The sequence below is a fragment of the Streptomyces sp. CB02923 genome (genome assembly GCF_001905005.1).
Classification (GTDB): domain Bacteria; phylum Actinomycetota; class Actinomycetes; order Streptomycetales; family Streptomycetaceae; genus Streptomyces.
In genome coordinates this window covers 354,761-373,622 of record NZ_LWKZ01000001.1, presented here as the reverse complement: position 1 = coordinate 373,622, position 18,862 = coordinate 354,761, and the positions used below count along the sequence as shown (strand labels likewise).

General features: G+C 72.6%; 25 protein-coding genes. All 25 read right to left on the bottom strand.

The features are described 5' to 3' along the window. Window positions 1-27 precede the first annotated feature (27 nt). The 25 genes from A6A06_RS01635 to A6A06_RS01520 all read right to left on the bottom strand — a co-directional run bounded on the left by A6A06_RS01635 (window position 28) and on the right by A6A06_RS01520 (window position 18,748). Window positions 28-828, bottom strand: a complete 801-nt coding sequence (locus tag A6A06_RS01635) for a hypothetical protein (protein ID WP_073758032.1) — start codon at window positions 826-828, stop codon at window positions 28-30. A 55-nt stretch (window positions 829-883) separates the two neighbouring features. After that, complete coding sequence (locus A6A06_RS01630) at window positions 884-1,480, bottom strand: hypothetical protein (RefSeq protein WP_073758030.1); 597 nt, start codon at window positions 1,478-1,480, stop codon at window positions 884-886. 80 nt (window positions 1,481-1,560) lie between these two features. Continuing rightward, a complete protein-coding gene (locus tag A6A06_RS01625; RefSeq protein WP_073758028.1) occupies window positions 1,561-2,172 on the bottom strand; it encodes a hypothetical protein in 612 nt (203 codons plus the stop codon). Window positions 2,173-2,242: 70 nt separating this feature from the next. After that, window positions 2,243-4,030 (bottom strand): type IV secretory system conjugative DNA transfer family protein, encoded by a 1,788-nt coding sequence (locus tag A6A06_RS01620; protein WP_073758026.1) that lies wholly within the window; start codon window positions 4,028-4,030, stop codon window positions 2,243-2,245. A 749-nt stretch (window positions 4,031-4,779) separates the two neighbouring features. Then, window positions 4,780-5,100 (bottom strand): hypothetical protein, encoded by a 321-nt coding sequence (locus tag A6A06_RS41340; protein ID WP_199930632.1) that lies wholly within the window; start codon window positions 5,098-5,100, stop codon window positions 4,780-4,782. A gap of 262 nt (window positions 5,101-5,362) precedes the next feature. Further along, a complete protein-coding gene (locus tag A6A06_RS01610) occupies window positions 5,363-6,187 on the bottom strand; it encodes a DUF317 domain-containing protein (RefSeq protein WP_073758022.1) in 825 nt (274 codons plus the stop codon). Next, window positions 6,178-6,534, bottom strand: coding sequence for a hypothetical protein (locus A6A06_RS01605; RefSeq protein ID WP_073758020.1), 357 nt, complete (start codon window positions 6,532-6,534; stop codon window positions 6,178-6,180). Before A6A06_RS01605 ends, A6A06_RS01610 begins: the two co-directional genes overlap by 10 nt. A gap of 16 nt (window positions 6,535-6,550) precedes the next feature. After that, window positions 6,551-7,351 carry a DUF317 domain-containing protein gene (locus tag A6A06_RS01600; RefSeq protein WP_073758018.1) on the bottom strand — a complete coding sequence of 267 codons (801 nt, stop codon included), beginning with the start codon at window positions 7,349-7,351 and terminating at the stop codon, window positions 6,551-6,553. After that, window positions 7,348-7,731, bottom strand: a complete 384-nt coding sequence (locus tag A6A06_RS01595) for a hypothetical protein (protein WP_073758016.1) — start codon at window positions 7,729-7,731, stop codon at window positions 7,348-7,350. Before A6A06_RS01595 ends, A6A06_RS01600 begins: the two co-directional genes overlap by 4 nt. A 21-nt stretch (window positions 7,732-7,752) precedes the next feature. Beyond that, a complete protein-coding gene (locus A6A06_RS43440) occupies window positions 7,753-7,878 on the bottom strand; it encodes a hypothetical protein (RefSeq protein ID WP_274535865.1) in 126 nt (41 codons plus the stop codon). A 129-nt stretch (window positions 7,879-8,007) separates the two neighbouring features. Then, entirely contained in the window at window positions 8,008-8,415 is a 408-nt protein-coding gene (locus A6A06_RS01590) for a hypothetical protein (protein ID WP_073758014.1), read from the bottom strand. A gap of 14 nt (window positions 8,416-8,429) precedes the next feature. Then, complete coding sequence (locus tag A6A06_RS01585; protein WP_073758012.1) at window positions 8,430-9,086, bottom strand: hypothetical protein; 657 nt, start codon at window positions 9,084-9,086, stop codon at window positions 8,430-8,432. Beyond that, window positions 9,083-9,841, bottom strand: a complete 759-nt coding sequence (locus A6A06_RS01580) for a hypothetical protein (RefSeq protein WP_073759641.1) — start codon at window positions 9,839-9,841, stop codon at window positions 9,083-9,085. Before A6A06_RS01580 ends, A6A06_RS01585 begins: the two co-directional genes overlap by 4 nt. 23 nt (window positions 9,842-9,864) lie before the next feature. Then, on the bottom strand, window positions 9,865-10,560 hold the full coding sequence (locus A6A06_RS01575) for a hypothetical protein (protein ID WP_073758010.1): 696 nt from the start codon (window positions 10,558-10,560) through the stop codon (window positions 9,865-9,867). Between the two features lie 13 nt (window positions 10,561-10,573). Then, on the bottom strand, window positions 10,574-11,431 hold the full coding sequence (locus A6A06_RS01570; protein WP_073758008.1) for a relaxase/mobilization nuclease: 858 nt from the start codon (window positions 11,429-11,431) through the stop codon (window positions 10,574-10,576). Beyond that, complete coding sequence (locus tag A6A06_RS01565) at window positions 11,428-12,213, bottom strand: hypothetical protein (RefSeq protein WP_073758006.1); 786 nt, start codon at window positions 12,211-12,213, stop codon at window positions 11,428-11,430. Before A6A06_RS01565 ends, A6A06_RS01570 begins: the two co-directional genes overlap by 4 nt. Continuing rightward, window positions 12,210-12,647 (bottom strand): hypothetical protein, encoded by a 438-nt coding sequence (locus tag A6A06_RS01560; protein ID WP_073758004.1) that lies wholly within the window; start codon window positions 12,645-12,647, stop codon window positions 12,210-12,212. The genes A6A06_RS01565 and A6A06_RS01560 overlap by 4 nt, the downstream gene beginning before the upstream one ends. A 101-nt stretch (window positions 12,648-12,748) precedes the next feature. Then, entirely contained in the window at window positions 12,749-13,246 is a 498-nt protein-coding gene (locus tag A6A06_RS01555) for a hypothetical protein (RefSeq protein ID WP_199930631.1), read from the bottom strand. 174 nt (window positions 13,247-13,420) lie between these two features. Further along, a complete protein-coding gene (locus tag A6A06_RS01550; RefSeq protein WP_073758002.1) occupies window positions 13,421-14,527 on the bottom strand; it encodes a hypothetical protein in 1,107 nt (368 codons plus the stop codon). 90 nt (window positions 14,528-14,617) lie between these two features. Further along, complete coding sequence (locus tag A6A06_RS01545) at window positions 14,618-14,962, bottom strand: hypothetical protein (protein ID WP_073758000.1); 345 nt, start codon at window positions 14,960-14,962, stop codon at window positions 14,618-14,620. Beyond that, window positions 14,959-15,402, bottom strand: a complete 444-nt coding sequence (locus A6A06_RS01540) for a hypothetical protein (RefSeq protein WP_073757998.1) — start codon at window positions 15,400-15,402, stop codon at window positions 14,959-14,961. The genes A6A06_RS01545 and A6A06_RS01540 overlap by 4 nt, the downstream gene beginning before the upstream one ends. A gap of 32 nt (window positions 15,403-15,434) precedes the next feature. Continuing rightward, window positions 15,435-16,553: a hypothetical protein gene (locus A6A06_RS01535; protein WP_073757996.1), complete on the bottom strand. Its 1,119-nt coding sequence runs from the start codon at window positions 16,551-16,553 to the stop codon at window positions 15,435-15,437. Next, a complete protein-coding gene (locus A6A06_RS01530) occupies window positions 16,546-17,286 on the bottom strand; it encodes a glycosyltransferase family 2 protein (RefSeq protein WP_073759637.1) in 741 nt (246 codons plus the stop codon). Before A6A06_RS01530 ends, A6A06_RS01535 begins: the two co-directional genes overlap by 8 nt. Window positions 17,287-17,329: 43 nt before the next feature. Next, on the bottom strand, window positions 17,330-17,767 hold the full coding sequence (locus tag A6A06_RS01525; RefSeq protein ID WP_242440519.1) for a hypothetical protein: 438 nt from the start codon (window positions 17,765-17,767) through the stop codon (window positions 17,330-17,332). A 189-nt stretch (window positions 17,768-17,956) separates the two neighbouring features. Beyond that, window positions 17,957-18,748 carry a hypothetical protein gene (locus A6A06_RS01520; protein WP_073757992.1) on the bottom strand — a complete coding sequence of 264 codons (792 nt, stop codon included), beginning with the start codon at window positions 18,746-18,748 and terminating at the stop codon, window positions 17,957-17,959. Window positions 18,749-18,862: the final 114 nt, after the last annotated feature.

Here is an 18,862-nt window from a genome sequence, read left to right as displayed (position 1 = left end):
GGCGTGGGATCTCCTGGGAAGCAGGGGTCAGCGAGAGCGGCTGGTGGTGGCTTTGGGCGCCGGTGCCGGGCGGGTGGCGGTGCGCGCGGGGGCCGGGGGCCTTCCGAAAGTGGCGGCCAGGTCGCGGCGGCCGTCGGTGCTCAGGTGCACCCGCTCGTCGTGGAGCCACAGCGGGCACCTCTCGCGGGCGACGAGACCGCGGGCTTCCAGCGAGCGCAGGGTGCTGATGGTGATGCGCCGGTCATCGCGGCGCCGGTACGGCTTGTCATCGGCGATCGTCACCTCGCCGCGCGCCACCGCACGCAGCGCGGCGTGCTGCGCGGGGGAGAAGGCGGGGGGCTGCCGCGGGGGGATGTCGCCCTGGCGGCGCTGTTCGGTGACGAAGAGTTCGGCGGCTGTCAGCGTGTCATGGGGGGCCGGTGCGGTCAGTTTCCGGACCAGGACGAGGCGGCTGTTGGCCATCTGCAGGGCCTGCCGGTAGGTCAGCAGGGGGCCGTCGCCCTTGACGGGCACGCCGGCGTAGGTGTCGTCGAGGATGTCCTCGGCGTCCAGGAGATGGTCGGCTGCGTCGGTGGCCAGGTGGGCGAGCCGCCGGACCCGCGCGTACACGGTGCGGATTTGCGGGCTGTGGTGCATCTGCTGGGTGTTGAGGCCATCGATGATGTCCAGCGCCGATCGGGCCAGGTGCTGGGTGGAGGTGGCCTGCTGCGTGAGGGCGCTCGCGGGACTGAGGCTGTCGAGCCGCAGGCGGGACAGATAATCGTTGTGGCGGGCGAAGTCGCCTCCCAGGAGCAGGAGCTGTTCGGCCGGGGCGGTGGGTGTGGTCATCTGCGGCGGGGCGGTTCCGTTCGATGCGGGGGCTGCGGCGGGGCGTTCACGATGGTCACCGGCGCGGCGCGGACGGCTTCGCGGTCGGCTCGGGCACTGGCGGCGCCTTGGCGGGAGCGGGGGATGCGTGCGGCTCCTTCTGCGCCAGCTGGTTGATCTCGATGAGGGACCGGCCGTGAAAGGTCCACTGGTGGAGGTAGAGCCAGGCTTTGGCATGGAACTCAGCGAGCGGCTCCTCGTACGCCGCGTTTCCCGGCACGGCGGCCTCCGGCAGCTTGTGGCGGTCGTCGAGCCAGGCATCGCGGGCCTCGTACAGGCGCTGCGTGCTGACGTTGAGGAGAACAAGCCGCCAGGCGTAGTGCCGCGTGCGGTCGGAGGCAGGCAGTTGGAGGAGCTGTTGCTCCGCGAGAGACACCAGCTCGTCGGCGTGGTAGTACACACGGCCGAAGGCGGCCAGGGTGGCTTCGGCCCGCTGGCTTTGCCTGCGGCCGTAGGCGTCGTCGTCGAACGGCTGGTGAGTCTCCGGATCGCTGTGCTCGGCGCAATAGTGTTCCCAGGCGGTCTGGATCTGCTCGCTGTTGTGCAGGTAGTCGGAAAGCTGGCTCAGATACAGCCGGTGCGCGGCACCGGCAGGTGGAGTGGAGATGCGCAAGCGAGGTTCTCAGTGGTCGGGGTGTCGCCGCGGAGAGGCGGGGCGGGGCTGGAGGTCTGCTCGGCACGTCGCCTGAGCTGTCAGCGGGTACGGCGCGGCCGGTCAGGAGCCGGGGCTGCGGGCGGTGTGGTCGTGTGGCCGCTCGTGCGGGCGGGGGCGGCGGGGATGTCGGCGGGAGTGCGGAAGCCGAGCCCGATGCGGCCGCCCAGGTTCTCCATGTACAGGGCGATCTCCGCTTGGACGACCGCGCCGAGCTGTCGCGTTTCCTCCGCGTCGGCGGGCAGGGCGTATCCGTCCTGGCTGGCGGTGAAGCCGTGGCGGGCCAGTATGCGGCGCGCGGCGTCGGTGCGGGCGGTGGCGGTGACGCGGTCGCCGGAGACGTCGAAGTGGACGTCCGGTTCGGGCAGCGGCTCGCTCGGGCTCCAGCGGGTGGTCCAGCTCAGGTCGGACACGTCCCAGGTGTGCTGGAAGAGGAAATGCATGGCTTCGCCGGTGCGGGTGTGGGCCTGCTCGCCGGCGTAGGCGGGCGGCAGCAGGTACAGCGGGCGGCCCGGACCGCTGGGCTGATGGGAGGTGAAGCCGTGGTCGGTCAGGATGCGCTGGGCCGCGGGGAGGGCCCGGTTGAGCAGGACGAAGGTGTGGCCGTCGTCGGTGGATCCGATGACGACGTCGTTGTGGTCGATAAAGGCCATGGTCTCCGAAGGGGCAAAGCGGTGGTCGCGTGCGGGGAGTTGCCGCCGTTGGCGGTGGCAGCGCCGGGGTTCAGACGGCCGTGGTGAAGTCGGACTTTGCCGGGGCGGCCTTGGCGACGGCGCGCTCGGTGATGGCCTTCGAGGCGAGGGCGGAGGCGGCGGACAGCTCCTGGGCGCCGGGCTCGGCATACCAGGGGCGCAGGTCGAGCATGGCGGCGCGCATACCGGTGGCGAAGCACAGGGCGGTGCCCTTGGCCAGGGCGCGGATCGCATCGGCGGGCAGGATCCGCTCCTGGCGCATCGAGATGGAGGTCGACTTCCCGGACTCCGAGTGCGAGGTGGAGGTGGTCTCCACGTCGTGGTCGCCGATCATGCGGCTCAGCTTGTCCGCGAAGTCCGGATCGTCGATCCCGCTGCCGATGACCTTCACGGTCGAGGCGGACCACATGGCGTCCATGCCCGCGTCCCCCCAGACCTTCTGGCCCTGCCGGTAGGACTGAAGGATGGTGAGGGGGATGATTCCACGGCTGCCGAGGTGGGAGTACAGGTCCGGCAAGTCGCTGATCTTGCACACGTTGGCCGCCTCGTCGAGGATCGCGAGGGCCGGGGGGTCCAGGCGTCCGCCGGCGCGTTCGGCCTCGGCGGTTGCCGCCCGCATCACCGCGTCCGCACACGCCGCGATCAGTGCCGAAGCGCCGCCGCCCCCGTCCTTGCTGAGCAGGTAGAGGGTGTCGGTGGAGGTGACGAACTGCGACGGCCGGAACTCGGCGACGTCCTTCTGTGGCGTCACCCATTCCGAGATCTCTGCGTTGAGCAGGGCCGCGGCGTACTGGCGGGCCGTCTCGAAGATGCCGTCCCTGGTCTCGGGCGGACCCTCGACAGTGCCCTTGAGCTGGGCGGCGACGGCGGCGAAGCCGTGATCGCGCAGGATGTCCAGCGGGGTACGGTCGGCGGGGAAGGCCAGCCAGGCCATGATGTCGGTGATCGGCCGCTCGTCGAGGGCCGCGGCCAGCAGCAACTGCGAGAGGATGTTGGAACCGGCCTTCGACCAGAAGTCGCCCTGCTGCGAGGCGTCCACGGAGGCGGAGACGAAGTGGCCGGCCAGCCTGTTGGCACCGTCCAGGGTCTTCGCGGTGGCGAGGGGGTTCCACCACATGGCGCGGGCGGCGTGGGCGATCTGCTGCGGGTCCATCGACCACACCCGTCCTACCTGCGCCCGGGCGTCGAGCGTCGTGGTGTAGGCATCGCCCGCCGCCTTGTTCGAGGTCAGCAGGACGGGGCCGGGGGCGGACAGGATGGAGGGGATCGCCAGCGACGTGGTCTTCCCCGATCGCGGAGCCATGATCGCAACGGCGACGTCCTCGTAACCCATCCGCACCTCGTGCGGGGTGCCTTGGAGATTGCCGAGAAGGATGCCGGTGTCCCTGGCGGCGATGTGCTTGGTGTCCTTCAGACTCGGGCGCAGGGACCGCGCCTTGGACTCGATCGCCTTGGCCATCAGCGGCTCGATATCCCGCGCCTTGGCCATGCCGGTGATCTTCTTCTTCCGGCTGCTGCCGCGGTTCTTGTGGCGGGACCACAGGACACCGGCTGCGGCGCCGAGGGCGAGGAGGACCGCGACGGGAATGACGCGGGCGCCGACGAGCAGGGACGTTTCTGTGGCGTGGGGCCAGAGCTGGTCAGGGTGGAGCAGGGCTGCGGTCGGCTGGTAGGGCGCCCACGGGAGGCCGGTGAGGTGGGCGGTGATGTTGCCGGACAGCCAGGCGAGGTTCGAGAGGGGGACGACGACGGCGAGGACTCCGAGGAGGAGCCGGAAGGCGATGTCGTACCCGTCGGAGCTGTTGGAGGAGGGAGGCAAAGGGGCTACGTGCTTCCGGGCGGGGATGAAGGGGGCGGCTGTTCCCGGTCGGTGGCCGTGGCGGAGCGCTCGGCCCGCCTGCGGGTCGTCGCGGCACATGACGGGGCGCGGACGTGGTCCTCCAGGGCGGCGGCGACCTGTACGGGGACGTCCCGATGCGTGTGGGGCACGAGATGCGGGCTGCTGGTCGCGGTGCTGAGCGGACTGCCGGTGCACGGCAAGACTCAGATCGGTGAGCGCGGTGGCCCCGCGTGTTCCGGTGCCCGGGCGCCCTTGTTGCGCGCCGTCGCGCTGATGCAAGCAGGTCTTCCGGCCGGGCGGCGCCGAGCAGGTGCCCACTTGCCTCGTGCCGCGCCACCCGGCAGGGCTGTGCACAGGCGGCGGAACAGACGGAGAATCAGTGCCGTGGCTTGCCGCCTTTGCCAGCGGCTGCCTGGTGAGCCGGAGACTGCTGCCGGAGGGCAGCACGAGATGCACGTGGTGCAGCAGCCGGACGACGGTCGTCGTGGCGCGCCTCTTGGGCCCGATCGAGCCGAAGCCCGGTGGGCGCCGGTGGCAGCCACGATGACGGCCTTGCGCTCGGAGGCGGCAACGGTCACCGGGCAGAACGCTTCAGCGGCGGCCGGGCCGGACGCCAGCATCCCGATTCGTCCAGGACGAGTAGGCGGCAGCGGGTGGTCTTCGCCCGCCGGGCAGGCGGCGCGGGGCGATGGAGCCGGCCTCGAAGGTCTCGGGTGCCGCGGGCACGGTCACCTCCGTACCGAGGGGGACCGGCCGGGCGCGGCGACGGCGGTCGGGGGTGGGGCCAGGGGCGTGGAGGCGCACCGGGCTGCGGAGTTGATGTCCTTAAGGACGTGGCCGTGGGTGGCCCAGTCGTCCAGGTAGCTCCAGGATTCGGCGTGGTGCTCGGCGAGGGCGTCGTTGAAAAGGGGGGTGCCGGGTTGGGCGTCGGCGGGCAGGCTGTCGCGCGTGAGCAGCCATTGTTCGTGCAGGGCATCGAGGCGGTCGAGCGCTGTGTGCAGGACGCCGAGCCGGTATATCCAGTGGCTCTGCACCGCACCGGTCGGCATGCTCCGCAGCTGTGTGTCGGCGGTGGCCAGCAGGTGGCGGGCTCCTGCCCGGATGTTGTCGAATGCTTCGGCGGTGTCGGCGTCGCGCTGGCTCTGGCGCAGCCCGTAGGTGTGGTCGTCGTGCGGCCAGCCGTCGAGGTCGGTGTGCTCGTCGGAGTAGGCGTCCCAGGCGTCGAGGATCGTCTTGCTGTCGCGGACGTAGTCGTCGAGGTGCTGCAGGAATTCGCGGTGAGTGGTGGGGTCGGGAGAGACGGCGGGGGTCCTAACGGGGCAGCGGCGGGCGGCCGGACAGGCGGGGCGCGCCGGCCGTGGCGGGGTGGGGCGGTTGCTGTCGGCGGGCGGCGCGGGCCTGTGTGCGGATGGCGGCGAGCCGGTTGGCGTGTGCGGCGACGACCTGTTCGGGGGTGTGCGGGCTGGGTTCCTGCACGACGCTGTGGTGGGCGGTGCGGTCGAACATGCCGCGCTGGAGCGGGGCGGGATCGGCGAGCCCGGTGATGAAGGCGCCCACGAGGTGGTCGGGGACCTGGCCGTCGAACCGGGCGTGCCAGATGCGGGGGCCCAGCAGCGTGCCGTGTCCCGGCTCGCAGGTTTCGACGTGCCAGAACCCCCGGAGGTCCTCCTGATCAGGACAGCGTTCTACGTGGCACATGCGGTCAGGGGAGTGGGCCGTCCTCGCGTCGCTCAACAGCCATCCCGCCGACTTCAGGGCCTGGAACGGGTCCGGCGGCCGGGGCGGCGGCGGGGTGGTGAGAGCGTCGGTGAGGCGGCCGAGGATTTCGGCGGGCACGAGTTCACCGAACTCGGCGTACCAGCCCGGCTCGGTGTCGGTGGACTCGGCCCGCAGCCGCCACCATGCGGAGGTGACGGACTGCGGGTCGAAGTGCAGGGTGCACCGGCCCTGCGGGCTGCGCAGGATGATCTCGGGGCTGAACGGGTCGGAGGTGCGGGCCCATCCGGCCGCGGCGAGTGCGTGGGTGACGTGCCGGGCATCGCCGGCGCCGGCGAGGTGGCGGGGGCTGGTGTCGAGGGGGATGTGCCGGGGGAGCTGGTCGGCGAAGGCGGCGAGCTGCTGTTCGCTCACCGGCACGGGCCGTGCTCCGCTTCGGTGCCGGAGGCGCTGGCGTGCAGCGCGCGCAGGTCGTCGAGGACGTAGTGGAGGGTGTGCTGGTCGGCCTGTTCCCATGCGGCGGTGCGCAACTCCGTGACCAGCAGGTCGGTTTCGAGGCTGTGCGGGATGTCCGGGTGTTCCTGTACGGCGCGGGCCAGGGCGCGCAGGGCGTCGGCGAGCTGGACGGGAAGCCCCGTGTACTCGTCCAGCAGCGGCTCGGCCAGGGCGAGCGCCTGCTTCGGCTCGGGGGTGTCGCGCAGGTAGTCGGTGAGGCGGGACAGGGTCTCGGTCGCGGTGCGGACGGCATCCGGGGTGAGTGCGGGCACGGGGCTCCTTGGGAGGTCAGCGGCGGGCGCGGGGGGCGCCCGCGTGAGCGTGGGGGTGGGCCGCGGTGCGCGGACGGGGGCTGCGGGCGGTGTTGCGGGCCCAGGTGGCGGCGCGGGCGGCAGTGATGCGGGCCTGCTGCCAGGCGCTGAGCTGGGACGGCAGCACGGACACTGAGGTGGTGCGGATCTGCTGGGAGGGCGGGACGTGGCCGAGCTGGCGCATCACCGGCTGCGGGTCGGACAGCGCCGTGCTGAATGCCTGCACGAGATGCATCGGCGTGGTGGGCGTGAACACCGCCTGCCACACGCGGCCGTGTTCGTTGCGGGCACCGGCCCACCAGTGCGCCTGCCCGGGGCCGTTCTGGTGGAACCGGACGAAGGCGGTGCCGTCCGGGCTGCGCGCGGTGACGTGCCGGCCCTGCTCGGTTTCCCAGCGGTGTGCCGCAAGTGGTTCCCACACGTTGGGGGCGTGCGCGGAGCGCGGCTGGGTCAGCGCGTCGGTGACTCCCGCCACGATCTCGACGGGCACCTGGCGGGAGAAGGTCGCGTGCCATGCCACCTGCGCAGCGGTCCGTTTCCCGCTGATGGTCCAGCCGCCGGGCTGGGTGAACGGGTCGTATCCGATGCGCACGGACTTGTCCGGGCTGTCGAAGACGGTCGGCCCGCCGCTCTTGGATTTGTCCTTCCAGCCCGAGGCGCGCAGGAACTCGGTGATATGGCGCAGGTCACCGCTGCCGGCGAGGTGACGAGGCTCGACGAGGTAGTGCTGTTGGGCCTGCTCGCCCGGCCCCCAGTTCTGCCACTGCTTCTTCTTCACCGGCGCCGCCGGACGACGAGCGGAGCGGGGACCGGCGGCTTCGCGGTTGCGGTGGTGGGGCGTGCGCTGATGCGTCGGAGGGCCTCGCAGTGCTCGTCCAGGTCCAGCGCGATGTCGTTGAGTTCGTTCGAGGCCCGGCCGAGGGCGAGCCACACCTCCGCCGGCAGCGCTCCCCGCTCGGCCTCGGTCTTGGCGAACACGCTGCCCGTGGCGACGAGGTGGGTGACGCCGCCGAGGACCCCGTCGTCGGGATCGAGGATGCGGGCGATGGCCTGCGGGGCTTCATGCGGGGGCAGTTGAGCGAGGTGGTCGGCGAGCTGGCCGAGCTGGCGGGTGATCTCATCGGCCAGCTGCCCTGCGTACGGGGTCGGATGGGACATGCTCCTCCAGGTCGGGGACGGTCAGTGGCGCTGGCGGTGTCCGGTCCGCTGCGACTCGGCGAGGACGGCCTCCGGGCGGGCACCGGCCAGCGGGGAGCCGTGGTCCGGCCCGGTGGGGATGCAGGCACGCAGGTAGCGGCGGAACAAGGCGGTGGCCAGGCGGGGCTTGAGACGAAGGGTGGTAGGTGGGGGCGTGCGGGGTGCTACGGGTTTCTCCGAAGGGTCGGGCGGTGCCGGCGGGCGGCCCCGGCGGAGGGCCGGGCCGCCCGCCGGGCCTCATGGGGTGCGCCGGGACGGCGTGGATCGCGAGGGGGTGGCGGCCGGAGCCGGGCGCTGCGCCGCGGGGTGAGGCTGGGCGGCGCGGATTTCGCGCACGGCCTGCTGGTAGGCGGCCTCGTCGAAGACGGCGGAGGTGCAGTTGACCTTGTACCCGGCCTGCAGGAGGGCGGGGATAGCCCGGGTCGCCACGCGCTTTTGCTCGTCGGCGGCGAGATGTTCGGGCACCGTGTGCCAGATGTAGACGGGGCCGGCGGTGCGGATCTCCTGGCGTTCCAGGCCGAGCTGGTCGAGCAGGTCGTGGAGCTTTTCGGGGGCGCCGGTGGGGGTGTCGGCGTGGATGGTGGCGGTCGGCGGCTTGACGTAGATCTCGACGTCGGTGCCGCATTCGTCGGCCAGATTGGCCACGGTCGGCCTCCAGCTCAGCGGCGGTGGGACGTGGGGGCGGACGGCTGCCGCGCGGGACTCGGCGGCAATGTCGTGGGTGCCGAAGCCTCCAGGGTGCGCGCGGCGTGATTGCGGGCGAGAAGGATGTGGTGGGCGGCGCGCGACAGGACGTCTGCCGTCTTCCCCAGCTGGGAGACCGGTTCGGGGTCTTCGCCGACGGCGTCCAAGTGATGGGACCAGGAGATCCAGGCACTGACGACAGCCTCCCGGGTGAGGGGCAGCAGGCCCTCGGCCGGCCCGGCGATCTCGGTCAGGACCTCGGCGATCTCAGTGCTGCTCTCGGCGCGGGAGGCCCGCTCGGACAGCTGGGCGAGATAGCACAGAGCTGTTTCGCGTTCGCTGTCCGGCGTGGCCAGCGCGTTCAGAGCGGGGTCGAGGTGGACGCTGTGGCCGGCGGCGAGCAGGGCGTGCGCGGCGGCGGTTGCCTTCAGGCGCTGCTGCTCGACGGGCAGGCCGTGGGGAAGACGGTGGTAGCCCCCGCGGGGCCCGGGAGCGTCGAGGAATCCGCCGGTTCGCTGGAGGATGTCTGCCGCCCGCTCGGTCCCGCCGAGGGCGACGATCAGCCCGCTGCGGGGGTCCTTGGTGATGGTGACGTACTCCAGGACCAGGAAGTCGGGCTCCCTTTGCTTCATCGGGCCCTGGCGCCCGGGATACGGGACGCAGCCGGGGACGGCGGCACGGCGGCCGGTGTGGCGGTGGGCGGGATCCGGCCCGAGGGGTGCTGGAGCGCGGTGGCGATTCCGCGCGCGCCGAGTTGGCGGCCGGTCTCGCGCACGGCGCGGGCCTGCACGGTGGTGTCGTCTCCGGTGAGGCGGTAGATGCCGCTGTGCTGGTCCGGGACGAAGCCGTTGTCCGCCAGGACGGCGGCGGCCGTCTCGCCGACGGGTGCGGCAGCCAGGCTGCCGTCCGGCTGCCAGGTCAGGACCACCCGGTCCGGCTGGGACGGCTGGACGTCGGCGGCCGCGTTGTGGCGGGCCTGGGCGAGCGCGGTGTCGTAGCGGGCGAGCAGATCGCCGGCGACCTGCTCGGCGCTCAGGAAGGGGTCGTCGGTCAGCGCGATGCCGTTCGGCTCGGGTACCGAGCGGTATGCCTCGTCGGGCAGGGCGCGGGGGGCGACGGCGGCGATGAGGAAGCCGTCGCGTTCACCGTGCCGGTCAAGGACGGCGAGCTGGGCGCCGTCCGGGCGGCTCAGGACGGCTGCGTGCTGCAGCGGATGCTCGGCGAGGGACTCGGCGACCAGGTCCAGGTCCCAGATCCGGTCGGTCAGTTCGGCGAGGGCGTCCTTGGCGTCGGGCGGGTGGTAGGTGCTGGTCCAGGGGTCGGGCAGTTCACCGGCGAGGACGTCGGCGTACGAGGCCAGGCGCTCGGAGTGTTCGTGGTCGTGCATGGTGTCCTTGGGCGAGGTGGGGATCAGTGGCGCAGCCCGGCGGCCACGGCAGGCGGCGGGGCCGCAACCGTGCGCGGCGGGGGCGGGCAGGCGCACACGGCAGAGCGCTCGCGTTCGGTGGCGGGGACCTCTTCGGCGCAGGTACTGCGGCCGGGGTGCGGGGCGTGCCGGTCGGCGAGAGCGTTGCGGGTATCGCACAGGTCGGTGCGGATGATGCCGAGGCGCTCGTCGGCGAGGTAGCGCAGCCGCCGGGCGATGTGCGGGTCGGCCGCACCGCCGAGACCCTCGTGGAACTCGGCGGTGACGGCCAGGACTTCGCCGAGAGCGGCGAGGATGCCGTCGTGGGCGGCGGTCAGCTCGGTGAGTACCTCGGCCGCTTCGTCCGTCGTGGTGGCCTGGTGGATGCGCTCGGCGAGGTGGGAGACGGAGGCGCCCAGCGGGAGGTAGCCGAGTGGGCGGGCCTCGGTGTCGAAGCCCTCGTCGCAGCCGACGTGGTATCCGGCACTTCGCAGCCGGGCGACGGCTTCGGTGGCGATGCGGCATTCCTCGTCGCGGGCGAGGCCGGCCGGGGCGCGATGGTAGGTCTCGTGGACGCGGACGACGGGTACGAGCCCGGTTCGCTGGAGGAGGCTGTGCGCCTCCGGATCGCCGCCGCGGGCGATGACCTCCTCGGAGTCCGGATCGCGGCGCACGGTCAGGAAGCGGTCAACACGGGGCAAAGAAACGTTTCTCCTACGGTGAGCGGCGCGCAGCCGCCGCGGCGGCGGGCGGTGTCGGGACGGCCGTGTGTGAACGGGTTGGAGGGGCCAGGCGGGTGGCGGTGGTGTGGAGGTCGTGCTGGATGCCGTAGAGGCGGCGGGCGATCAGCTCCACGCCGTGCGCGGTCTCGGAACCGGCAGCGCCGGGCTGGTCGGCGAGGCGGTGGGCGGTGTGTTCGACCAGGCCGCGCACCGTGGCCAGCGGACCGCCCTGTTCGTCGGCCAGTTGGGCGAGAACCGCGGCGAACTGCACCGAAGCGCTCGGCACGGCCCGCTGGCTGCCCCGCTGTGGGGCGACGGCTGGGGCGGGGGTGAGGTGCAGGTCCGCTTCGATGCGGCGGGCCTCCTCCGAGAGCCGTCGCATCTGGTCGACGGGCCGGCGCTGCCAGGTGCCGTCGAGACGGATGAGGTTGGCGATCACATCGAGGCGTCCGGGTTTGCCGTGGACGGCGATCCAGTGGCAGCCGCTGCGGTCGCCCGGCGTCTCGATGCCGGCGGCGCGGGCGAGGCGGTGGGCTGCCTCGGCCCACTCCGCACCGCGCAGGTCCCCGTCGTTGGGGTGCAGCCGGGCATGGAGGTGGAAGATGGCCCGCCGGTCGCCGTGGGGGCTGGCGGCGAACGGATGCTCCAGCAGAGGGTCTTCGAGGTGTTCGGCCCACTGGGTGGAGGTCCACGTCGCCTGCTCGTCGTCCAGGGTGTAGGAGTCCAGGCCCGGCCAGTAGGCAACGACGGCGTGCTCGGTCAGGCCGCCCTCGATGGGCACCGCGTGCCCCAGCGCCTCGCTGAGCGGGTCGAACGGGTTGTGGGTGCGTTCGTTGATACGGGGGATCACGTCGGTGTGCCTCCGAAAGCGCGGGCGGGCAGGTGCTGGTGGAGGTCACGGGCGGTGCAGATCAGGGAGCGCTCGCGCACCAGATCGGCGTGCACCGCGAGGTCACCGGGCGGCAGACGGTCCAGGGCCCGGTCGATGGCGGCGAGCCCTTCGGCGTAGCGGCCGAGGCGGCGCAGGGCGCCGGCCCTGCGGAAGAGCACGAGCGGATCGGTGCCGGTGGCGAAGGCCGGCCGGGCACTGAAGGCCAGGAGCCGCTCGGCGCCCTGGTCCAGGTCCTGGCCGAGCCACAGCCCGTGCAGCAGAACGTGCAAGGTCTTGGTGTGCTCCCCGGCCTCCGCAAGGACCTCGTCCATGACGGCCAGGCCCTCGGGGCGGGACTGGCCCAGCAGCGCGAAGGCGTACAGGGCGCGGCTGTAACAGTCCAGAGAGCGCAGCGCGGTCTCCGGGAGCTGTTCGACGACGGCTTGGAGGGTGGGGCAGCGGAAATCGAACCGCAGGGCGCTCAGGTACAGGTGCCGGAAGGTGCGGGTGGTGACCGGGTCAGGGCCGGCGGCGGTGACCTGGGCCGGGCTCAGCAGGCCGAGGACGCTGTGCCCCGCGGCGCGTGCCGTCCAGGCGGCATCCGCGCACACCGCCGCCGACTCCCGCCAGTCGGCATCGAGGTCGCGCAGGTCCTGGGCCAGGCGGTCCGGCCAGGAGGCGGCACTGGGATCGGCGGTGGCCCGGGCCTTCGCCTTCAGGAGGGTGAGAGCGTGGCCGGGGTGGCGGACGGGGAGGGTCACCGGCCGCTCCGGGCGTCGGCGATGTGCACGAGCTGGCCGAGCGCCGTGGTGGTGTACCAGCCGCAGTCGGTCAGCGTGTTGGGCGCGGGGTACTTCGTCAGCAGGTGGTCCTCCATGGCGCGGAGGTGGATCAGGCAGTCCGGGCAGCGGCGCGAGAGGTGTACGAGGTAGCGGGGGTGGGCGGTGACGTAGGTCTGGGCGCCTCCGGTGGCGTCGCGCAGGCGCCATCCGTCCTCGTCGGTCGGGGTGTGCCAGGACGGGGCGACGACGCGCATCGCATCCCCCCACAGCTCCCCGCCGGCGACCCCTTTGAGGACGACGACCTGGTCGCCCGCCTGGAAGTGCTGGTGGGTGATGTCCCGCGCGGGGGTCAGCGGGTCGTGCGTCGGGGCGAAGGCCGGGGTCGGCGGAGGCGTCCGGGACGGCGGGGTCATGCAGATCCTTCCACGCGGAGCGGGTGGCGGCGGGAGGATCAATAGTCCGGACGATCGCCGGTTTGGCTAACCGGCGATCCCCGGCTATGTTCCGGCCGCACTCAGCGGAACGGGTTCTCCGTCCCGCGGTCGGCCTCGGTGGCGGCATCGAGGAGTTCGAGCAGGTCAGATCCCTCCGCGTCCCTCTGGTCGAGCCACCATCCGGCGCTGGTGACCACGCGCGCCTTCTCCTCCAGTTCTGTCCAGTCCGCCTCGTCCCAGGTGTCCTCGACGACCAGTGCGGTGTGCGCGGCCGTCATCAGCCGGTGGCGGGACCGCTCGCCCCAGTCCAGGGCCCGCTCGGGGCCCTCCAGCGGCGGCATGTCGAACTTCTCGGCCCACTCGGCGGCGGCCTGCTGCTCCTGGGCGCGCTTGGCGGCGAGCCATTCTTCCTTGGAGCCGGTGTCGGCGTCGCGCGCCGCCTTCCAGCAGTCGCTGCAGTCCTTTCCCGCCAGCCAGCGGGCGAAGCCGGCCCGGCGGTCGGCGGGACGGTCGGACAGGTCATGGGTGATCGAATGACCGCAGCGGTGCTCGACGGGGAACTGGGTGTGGACAGCCATAGACGTATCTCCTTGAAGACGTGTACAGGGGAGTCGGGGTGCCTGCTCGGGCGTGTTAGCGGCAGGCGAGGAGCAGGACGGGAAGAGTGCCGCCGGCGCCGCGCTTAGGTGATGCGTGGACCGGGGCTGACGAAGCGGTCGGGGGAATCGGGAGTTCCCCGCGGGTACGGGCCGTTATGGGTGGCGCGCAGTCGTCGTGGTGCGCTGGGGCGGCGCGGGCGGAGGCGTCGTCTCCAGAGCGGGGCGCGGGCGGATCCGCGGCGGTTTCGGGGCGCGGTGCGGCGGCAGAACGGCGACGGTGGCCCCGAGGTCCTCCGCCGCGTCGTGAACCTCCTGCGCCAGGAAGGCGAGTTGCCTTTCAAGGGCGTCGAGCCGGGCGCCGATCTGCCGGCCCTGTGCGGTCTCCAGGGCGTGGGAGAACTTCGCGGCGGTGGACAGGACATGCTGCAGACGGACCATCGGGCCTGCGTCGTAGCCCTGTTGTGTGGCACTGAGCAGGGTCTCGCAGACATCGCCGGCGGCGCGGGCCTCGACCACCTCCTGGACCAGCTCCTGCAAGGACCGCTCGGGGGCGGGCTCCGGACGGTTGAACCGGGACGCGGCATCGGGGCGCAGGACTCCGGGCGGGACCGCGCGCGGCAGCGCCTGCCCGGCGGCGTACTCGTGGGCGTAGTGCCCGATGACCTCCCAGCCCGGCGCGCCCGGGTCTCCGGCGAGCGCGACCACGACGGAGTCGTCGTCCTCGACGAGGTGGGCGAGCGTGATGTGGCGGCCATCGGCCGCGTACCACGACTCGGTCAGGTCCAGCGCGCCTCGCCGCCGCGCGGCCTGGGCCATTTCGGTCCACATCTGCCGTTCCTCGGCGGTCAGCTCGGGCTCGGGCTGGTGATGCTGTTCGGCGAGGTCGGCGGCGATGGAGCCGTAATCTGCCCAGGCGGCGAGGTGGGGCCACACCAGGGTGTGCTGCTCGCGCTCGGCGCTCGAGCCGGGATGGGCGGGCCGGTCGAGGATGCGGGCGATCTCCATGTGTGAGGCGGCGAGCGAGTCGAGCAGGTCGCGCCACGCACGTGTGTGCTTGGCGGGCGGCAGCCCGTCGACGGCGCTGCGGGCCGCGTCCAGCAGGGGGCCGGCGTGCGGGGCCAGGTGCGTCGTGTACGCATCGACGGCCGTGTGGTTGCGGCGGGCGCGGGCTGCCGCGGCGACCTGGTGGTGGACCGTGTGCCCGTAGCGGTCACGCGCGGTGTCGAGGGCGGCCTCGGTCTCGCGGTCCAGGGCAGCCATGCGCAGCCGGAAGTCGCGTACCCGGGAGGCCAGGGCGGCGATATCGGTCGTGTCAGGGTCGGGGATCAGTTTCTCCTGCTGGTGTCGGCATCAGCGGCGCGGCGCGCGGCCGGGCGGGGGCTGCGCGGTCATGGCCGCCGGACGCCTCGGCCCGGACGCAACAACCGGCGCGGGGGCGTCGTGGCGCAGGTCCGGGTCGAGGCGCACGGGGTAACGGGCGGCGCTGAGCATCTCAGCCGCCCAGCTGGCGTGTTCGTTCTCCCAGCCGCGTCCCATGTCGAAGGGGAGGCGGACCCATGGGCCACGCAGAGACGGCTCGAAGAGGAAGCCCGCCCGGCTCAGGACGTCTCGGGCCAGGGGATCGAGGGCGCCTTCGGCTTCGACCTGGCCGCCCTGCCCGCGGGTGATGCTGATCGCCTCGGCGTCGGGCGTCACCGCGACCGCCCGGTGGCGGCGGCGGGCAGGTGGACGGTGGGCGCGTAGGCAGGCTTCGGAGGGACCGGCCGTGCGGTGGTGGGCGCCGAACGGCGCTGCGATGAACGGCCGGCGGCCTGTGCGATCCGGCTGCGCTGCTCCGAGAGCCCGTGGGGCCTGACGGGACGCGGTGGGTCGGCCGATGCAGCGGGATCGAGGGCGACGTCGGCGTGCACGGCGTACCCGTGGCGGCGCAGGTCGTGAACGGCCTGCCGGGTGCGGCGCGGGCCGTCGCGTTCAGGCTCGGCCAGCCGGAACAGGCCCGGCTGACCGTCTACGGGCTCGAACTGCTCCCTCACGAGGAGCCAGTGAGCCCAGCGCGAGGACATGTGGGAGGTGGCGGAGGCGACGAAGCCGTGGTGCGGATGGGTGCCGAAGGCGAAGTGGGTGCCGGGGTCCAAAGAGAGGGGGCTCCTAGCGTTCATGGCCGCAGTCAGCGGCGGGGTGCGGGCCGGGCCGATGGGAGGGCGCGCGGCGTCGCCGTGGCCGTGAGGACGGGCCGCGGGTGCGGTGTGGCGGCTCGTGCCTGCCGGAGGAACGATTCGCCGCAAGCCAGCCAGGTTTCGACGGCCGGCCACATCCGGGCGTTGCGCTCTGCGGAGGTGAGTGAGGTACCGCGGGCCAGGTCCTCGTGCACGGGTTCGGCATCGGTGAGGGCATGGGTGAGCTGCGCGAGCGTCTCAGCGTCCTCGGGCCAGGGGGTGGCGGTGGGGAGGCACCGGGCGAGCACGGCGGGGGCGTGGTCGACAACGGTGAGGAACTCGCGCCAGGTGGTGTCCAGGAACTGTGCGGTGGCGGTGCCGAGCGCGTCGAAGCTGAGCGGAGTGGCGTCGCTGTAGCGGCCGGAGGCCACCATCGCGGTCCAGGCGCGGTGCTCGGTGCGAATTCGATCGAGAGCATCGGCGACGGCCGTGGTCCGGCGGGCGTGGAGGGCCCGGTCGAAGGCTGGCAGGTACCGCTCCGTGATGGCCCGGGCCGCCCGGCCGGGAAAGGACGACAGGACGATGCTGGCCGGAGCGTACGGATCGCCGTAACTCTCCTCGAACGGGACCGGGGAGAACGCGCCTACCAGGTAGTCGAGTTGGTGGCCTGGGCGCTCCGCCAGCAGCAGCGTGGTCTCGGACGCCCCGTCGGTGAGGGTGAGGGTGGCGGCGTACGGGATGCGCTCGCTTTGGACCGCGCGGGCGAGTTCTCCGCTGTCCCACAGCCAGGGCACGAGATCCTCCTGCCAGAGGGGGTGGGAGTAGAGCTCCACCTGCGCCTCCCACTGACCGGGCAGCAGGCGGGCGAGGTCTTCGGCGGTGTCGCCGATGAAGCGCCGGCTGCTGGTCGTCACCGTGGCGCCGTGTGCCTCGGCGCGGCGGACCAGGCCGGCCACGGTGGTGCGGGAGACGTCCGGATCCTCGGCCGGCAGGCGGTACACCCCGGCCTCACCCCGCTGGAAGCCGGATTCGACCAGCGCCTTGCCGGCGGACTCGTACTTTTCGCCGGATGCAAGGGCGACGATGCCCCGGCCCCGGCTGTGGGAGAGGGTGATCTGCGCGTCAGCCATGGCGGGGCTCCCCATGGCGGACGGCGGCGCGCAGGCTGCGCCCGTAGTGCCAGGCGTGCTCTCTGGCCGCCGCCTCCAACTGGTCGTACAACGGGGTCTGGGTCATCTGACCTGCGTGTTTGCGGTAGCGATAGACCGGCAGGGGCAGCAGGATCCCGGGGGCCAGGCAGGTGACGCCTACGGCCGCGCAGTAGTCCTCCCCTTGGACCAGGCCCCCCATCGGGGCCGCGCGGACCAGGTCGGTGCGGGCGAGGAGGGTGGTCGGCCCGACCGGGATGGTGTCGGCCGGGGACTTCCAGTACGTCCACACGTCACCGGCCTCATGCCGGCCGGGCGGTGCCGGGCAGCGCCACAGGGTGGTCGAGCCGTCGCGGTGAAGATCCTCACTCCATCCGGCGCACCAGCCCACACCGGTCGTCTCCAGCGTGCCCAGTCGCGCGGACATGGCGTCATCGGTGAACAGATCGTCATCGTCGGCCCAGTTCACGTAGGGGGTGCGGACATCGTTGAGAGCCAGGTTGCGGGCACAGGCGGCACCTACGGGCCGGGGGACGGCGAGGGTGCGGATGCGCGGGTCGGCTGCGAGCGGCGCTGGCAGACGGGCAGGGTCGGCTCCGTCGATCGCGATCACCGCCTCCCAGGGAACGGACTGCCGGGTCAGGCTGGCGTGCATGGCGGTCAGGTAGCCGAGGCGGTCCTCGCGCAGGCGGGTGGCGATGACGACCGTGATCAGGGGCGTGGGCAGGGCGATCTCCGGGAAGCGGGGACAGACGGGGTCAGCGGCGGACGGCCGGGCGGGACTCTGCGGGCGCTGCCGCGGGAGCGGACCGGGGCGGCCGTACGGCGCGGGCGGACAGGCCCGGTGTGAGGACGGGGGAGGACCAACGGCCCGGGTGGTTGCTGAATGCCGTGCGCGGATCGGTGTCCCAGCCGATGACGGGACCGGCTTCGGCGTGGGGTACGGGGAGCACTTCGATGCCGTGCGGGCGAAGGATGTAGCCCCACTGCACATCCTGGTCGGCGGCGGTCTGTTCGGTGACCGTCATACGGACCGGTGGCGAGCCGTCAGGGGTGATCAGGTGGTCCAGGGTGCTGCTGAACCACTGCTGCCCGCCGGTCAGGGCGCAGATGATCTCGTGCGGGGCGCCGTCGAGGAGGTCGGTGCCCAGCTCGTCCCAGCCGACAGCGACGCCGTCCACGAGGTGCTGCGCCATGACCTCGACGTCCCGCCCGAACTTGTGCTGGAAGGCGGCTAGGAGCAGCGGCAGCTTCTCGCTCGGCTGGCCGTCGAGATGGACGTAAATGCCGTCGTAGCCGGTCTGGGTGGGCCGGGCAATGAAGGAACGGGTGGACAGGAGGCTCTCCAGAGATACGCGGGTGCCGGTTCGCGGAACGCGGTCGGTCTACCGGTGGCGGGCAGTCACGGGAACGCCGGCGGGTGAAGGGACGGACGGCCGCGCGGTTGTGGTGGGGGGTGCCGTTGCTCCCTGCGGTGTGGCGCGGAGGTTTACGCCGATGCCCTGGGCGGCGAGCTTCTGTGCCACGGCTTGGACGCGCAGTGCGCGGCCGTCCTCGCCGTACGCGGCAGGCAGGAGGAAAGCGGCCTGGTGCGGGTGGTACTGGAAGCCGTGGGCGTACAGCGCCAGGCGGGCCTCCGCAGGCACGCTCTCGTACGGCACGCCCAGGGCCCCGTCGCTGTAGTAGGCCAAGGTGAGGGTCTGGGAGACCTGTGGCGGTGCGGGCCGGTGCGGGGGCTCGGGCTCGTCCGCCGCATTGCGGAGCACCCTGTGCAGGGCCTGCTCGTAGCGGGGCAGTACCCGGCGGGTGACCTGGAAAGCAGCCCGGGCGGGCTCGTTGGGAACGGCAATGCCGTTCGGTTCCAGGACGCCGGCGAAGTGGTGCGGCTGGATACCGTCGCTGGCGGGTTCGAGCGGGGCGACGACGAACTGGCGGGAATACAGGGGCCGGTCGGAGACGTAGAGCCGCTGGTCCTCGGGGCCGTGGAGGACGGCGTCGTGGGTGAGGACGTACTGGCTCACGATGTGGTCGATGTGGCCGAGGTCCCAGAGCTGTTCGGCGGTGGGGAACTGATCTTTGTACGAGGCGTGGCGGTGATAGGTGCTGGTCCAGGCGCCGGGCAGGCGGGCGGCCAGATCGGTGGCGAAGGCGGACAGATCGGTGCGTGGCGTGGGCATGGGCTCCTGGGGGCACTGGTCTGGAACGGGGGCGTCAGCGTGCGTGGTGGGGCGCGGCGCGGGCGGCGGCCCTGGTCGGGCCTTGCGTGATGTCTCTACGGGCGGGTGGTTCCT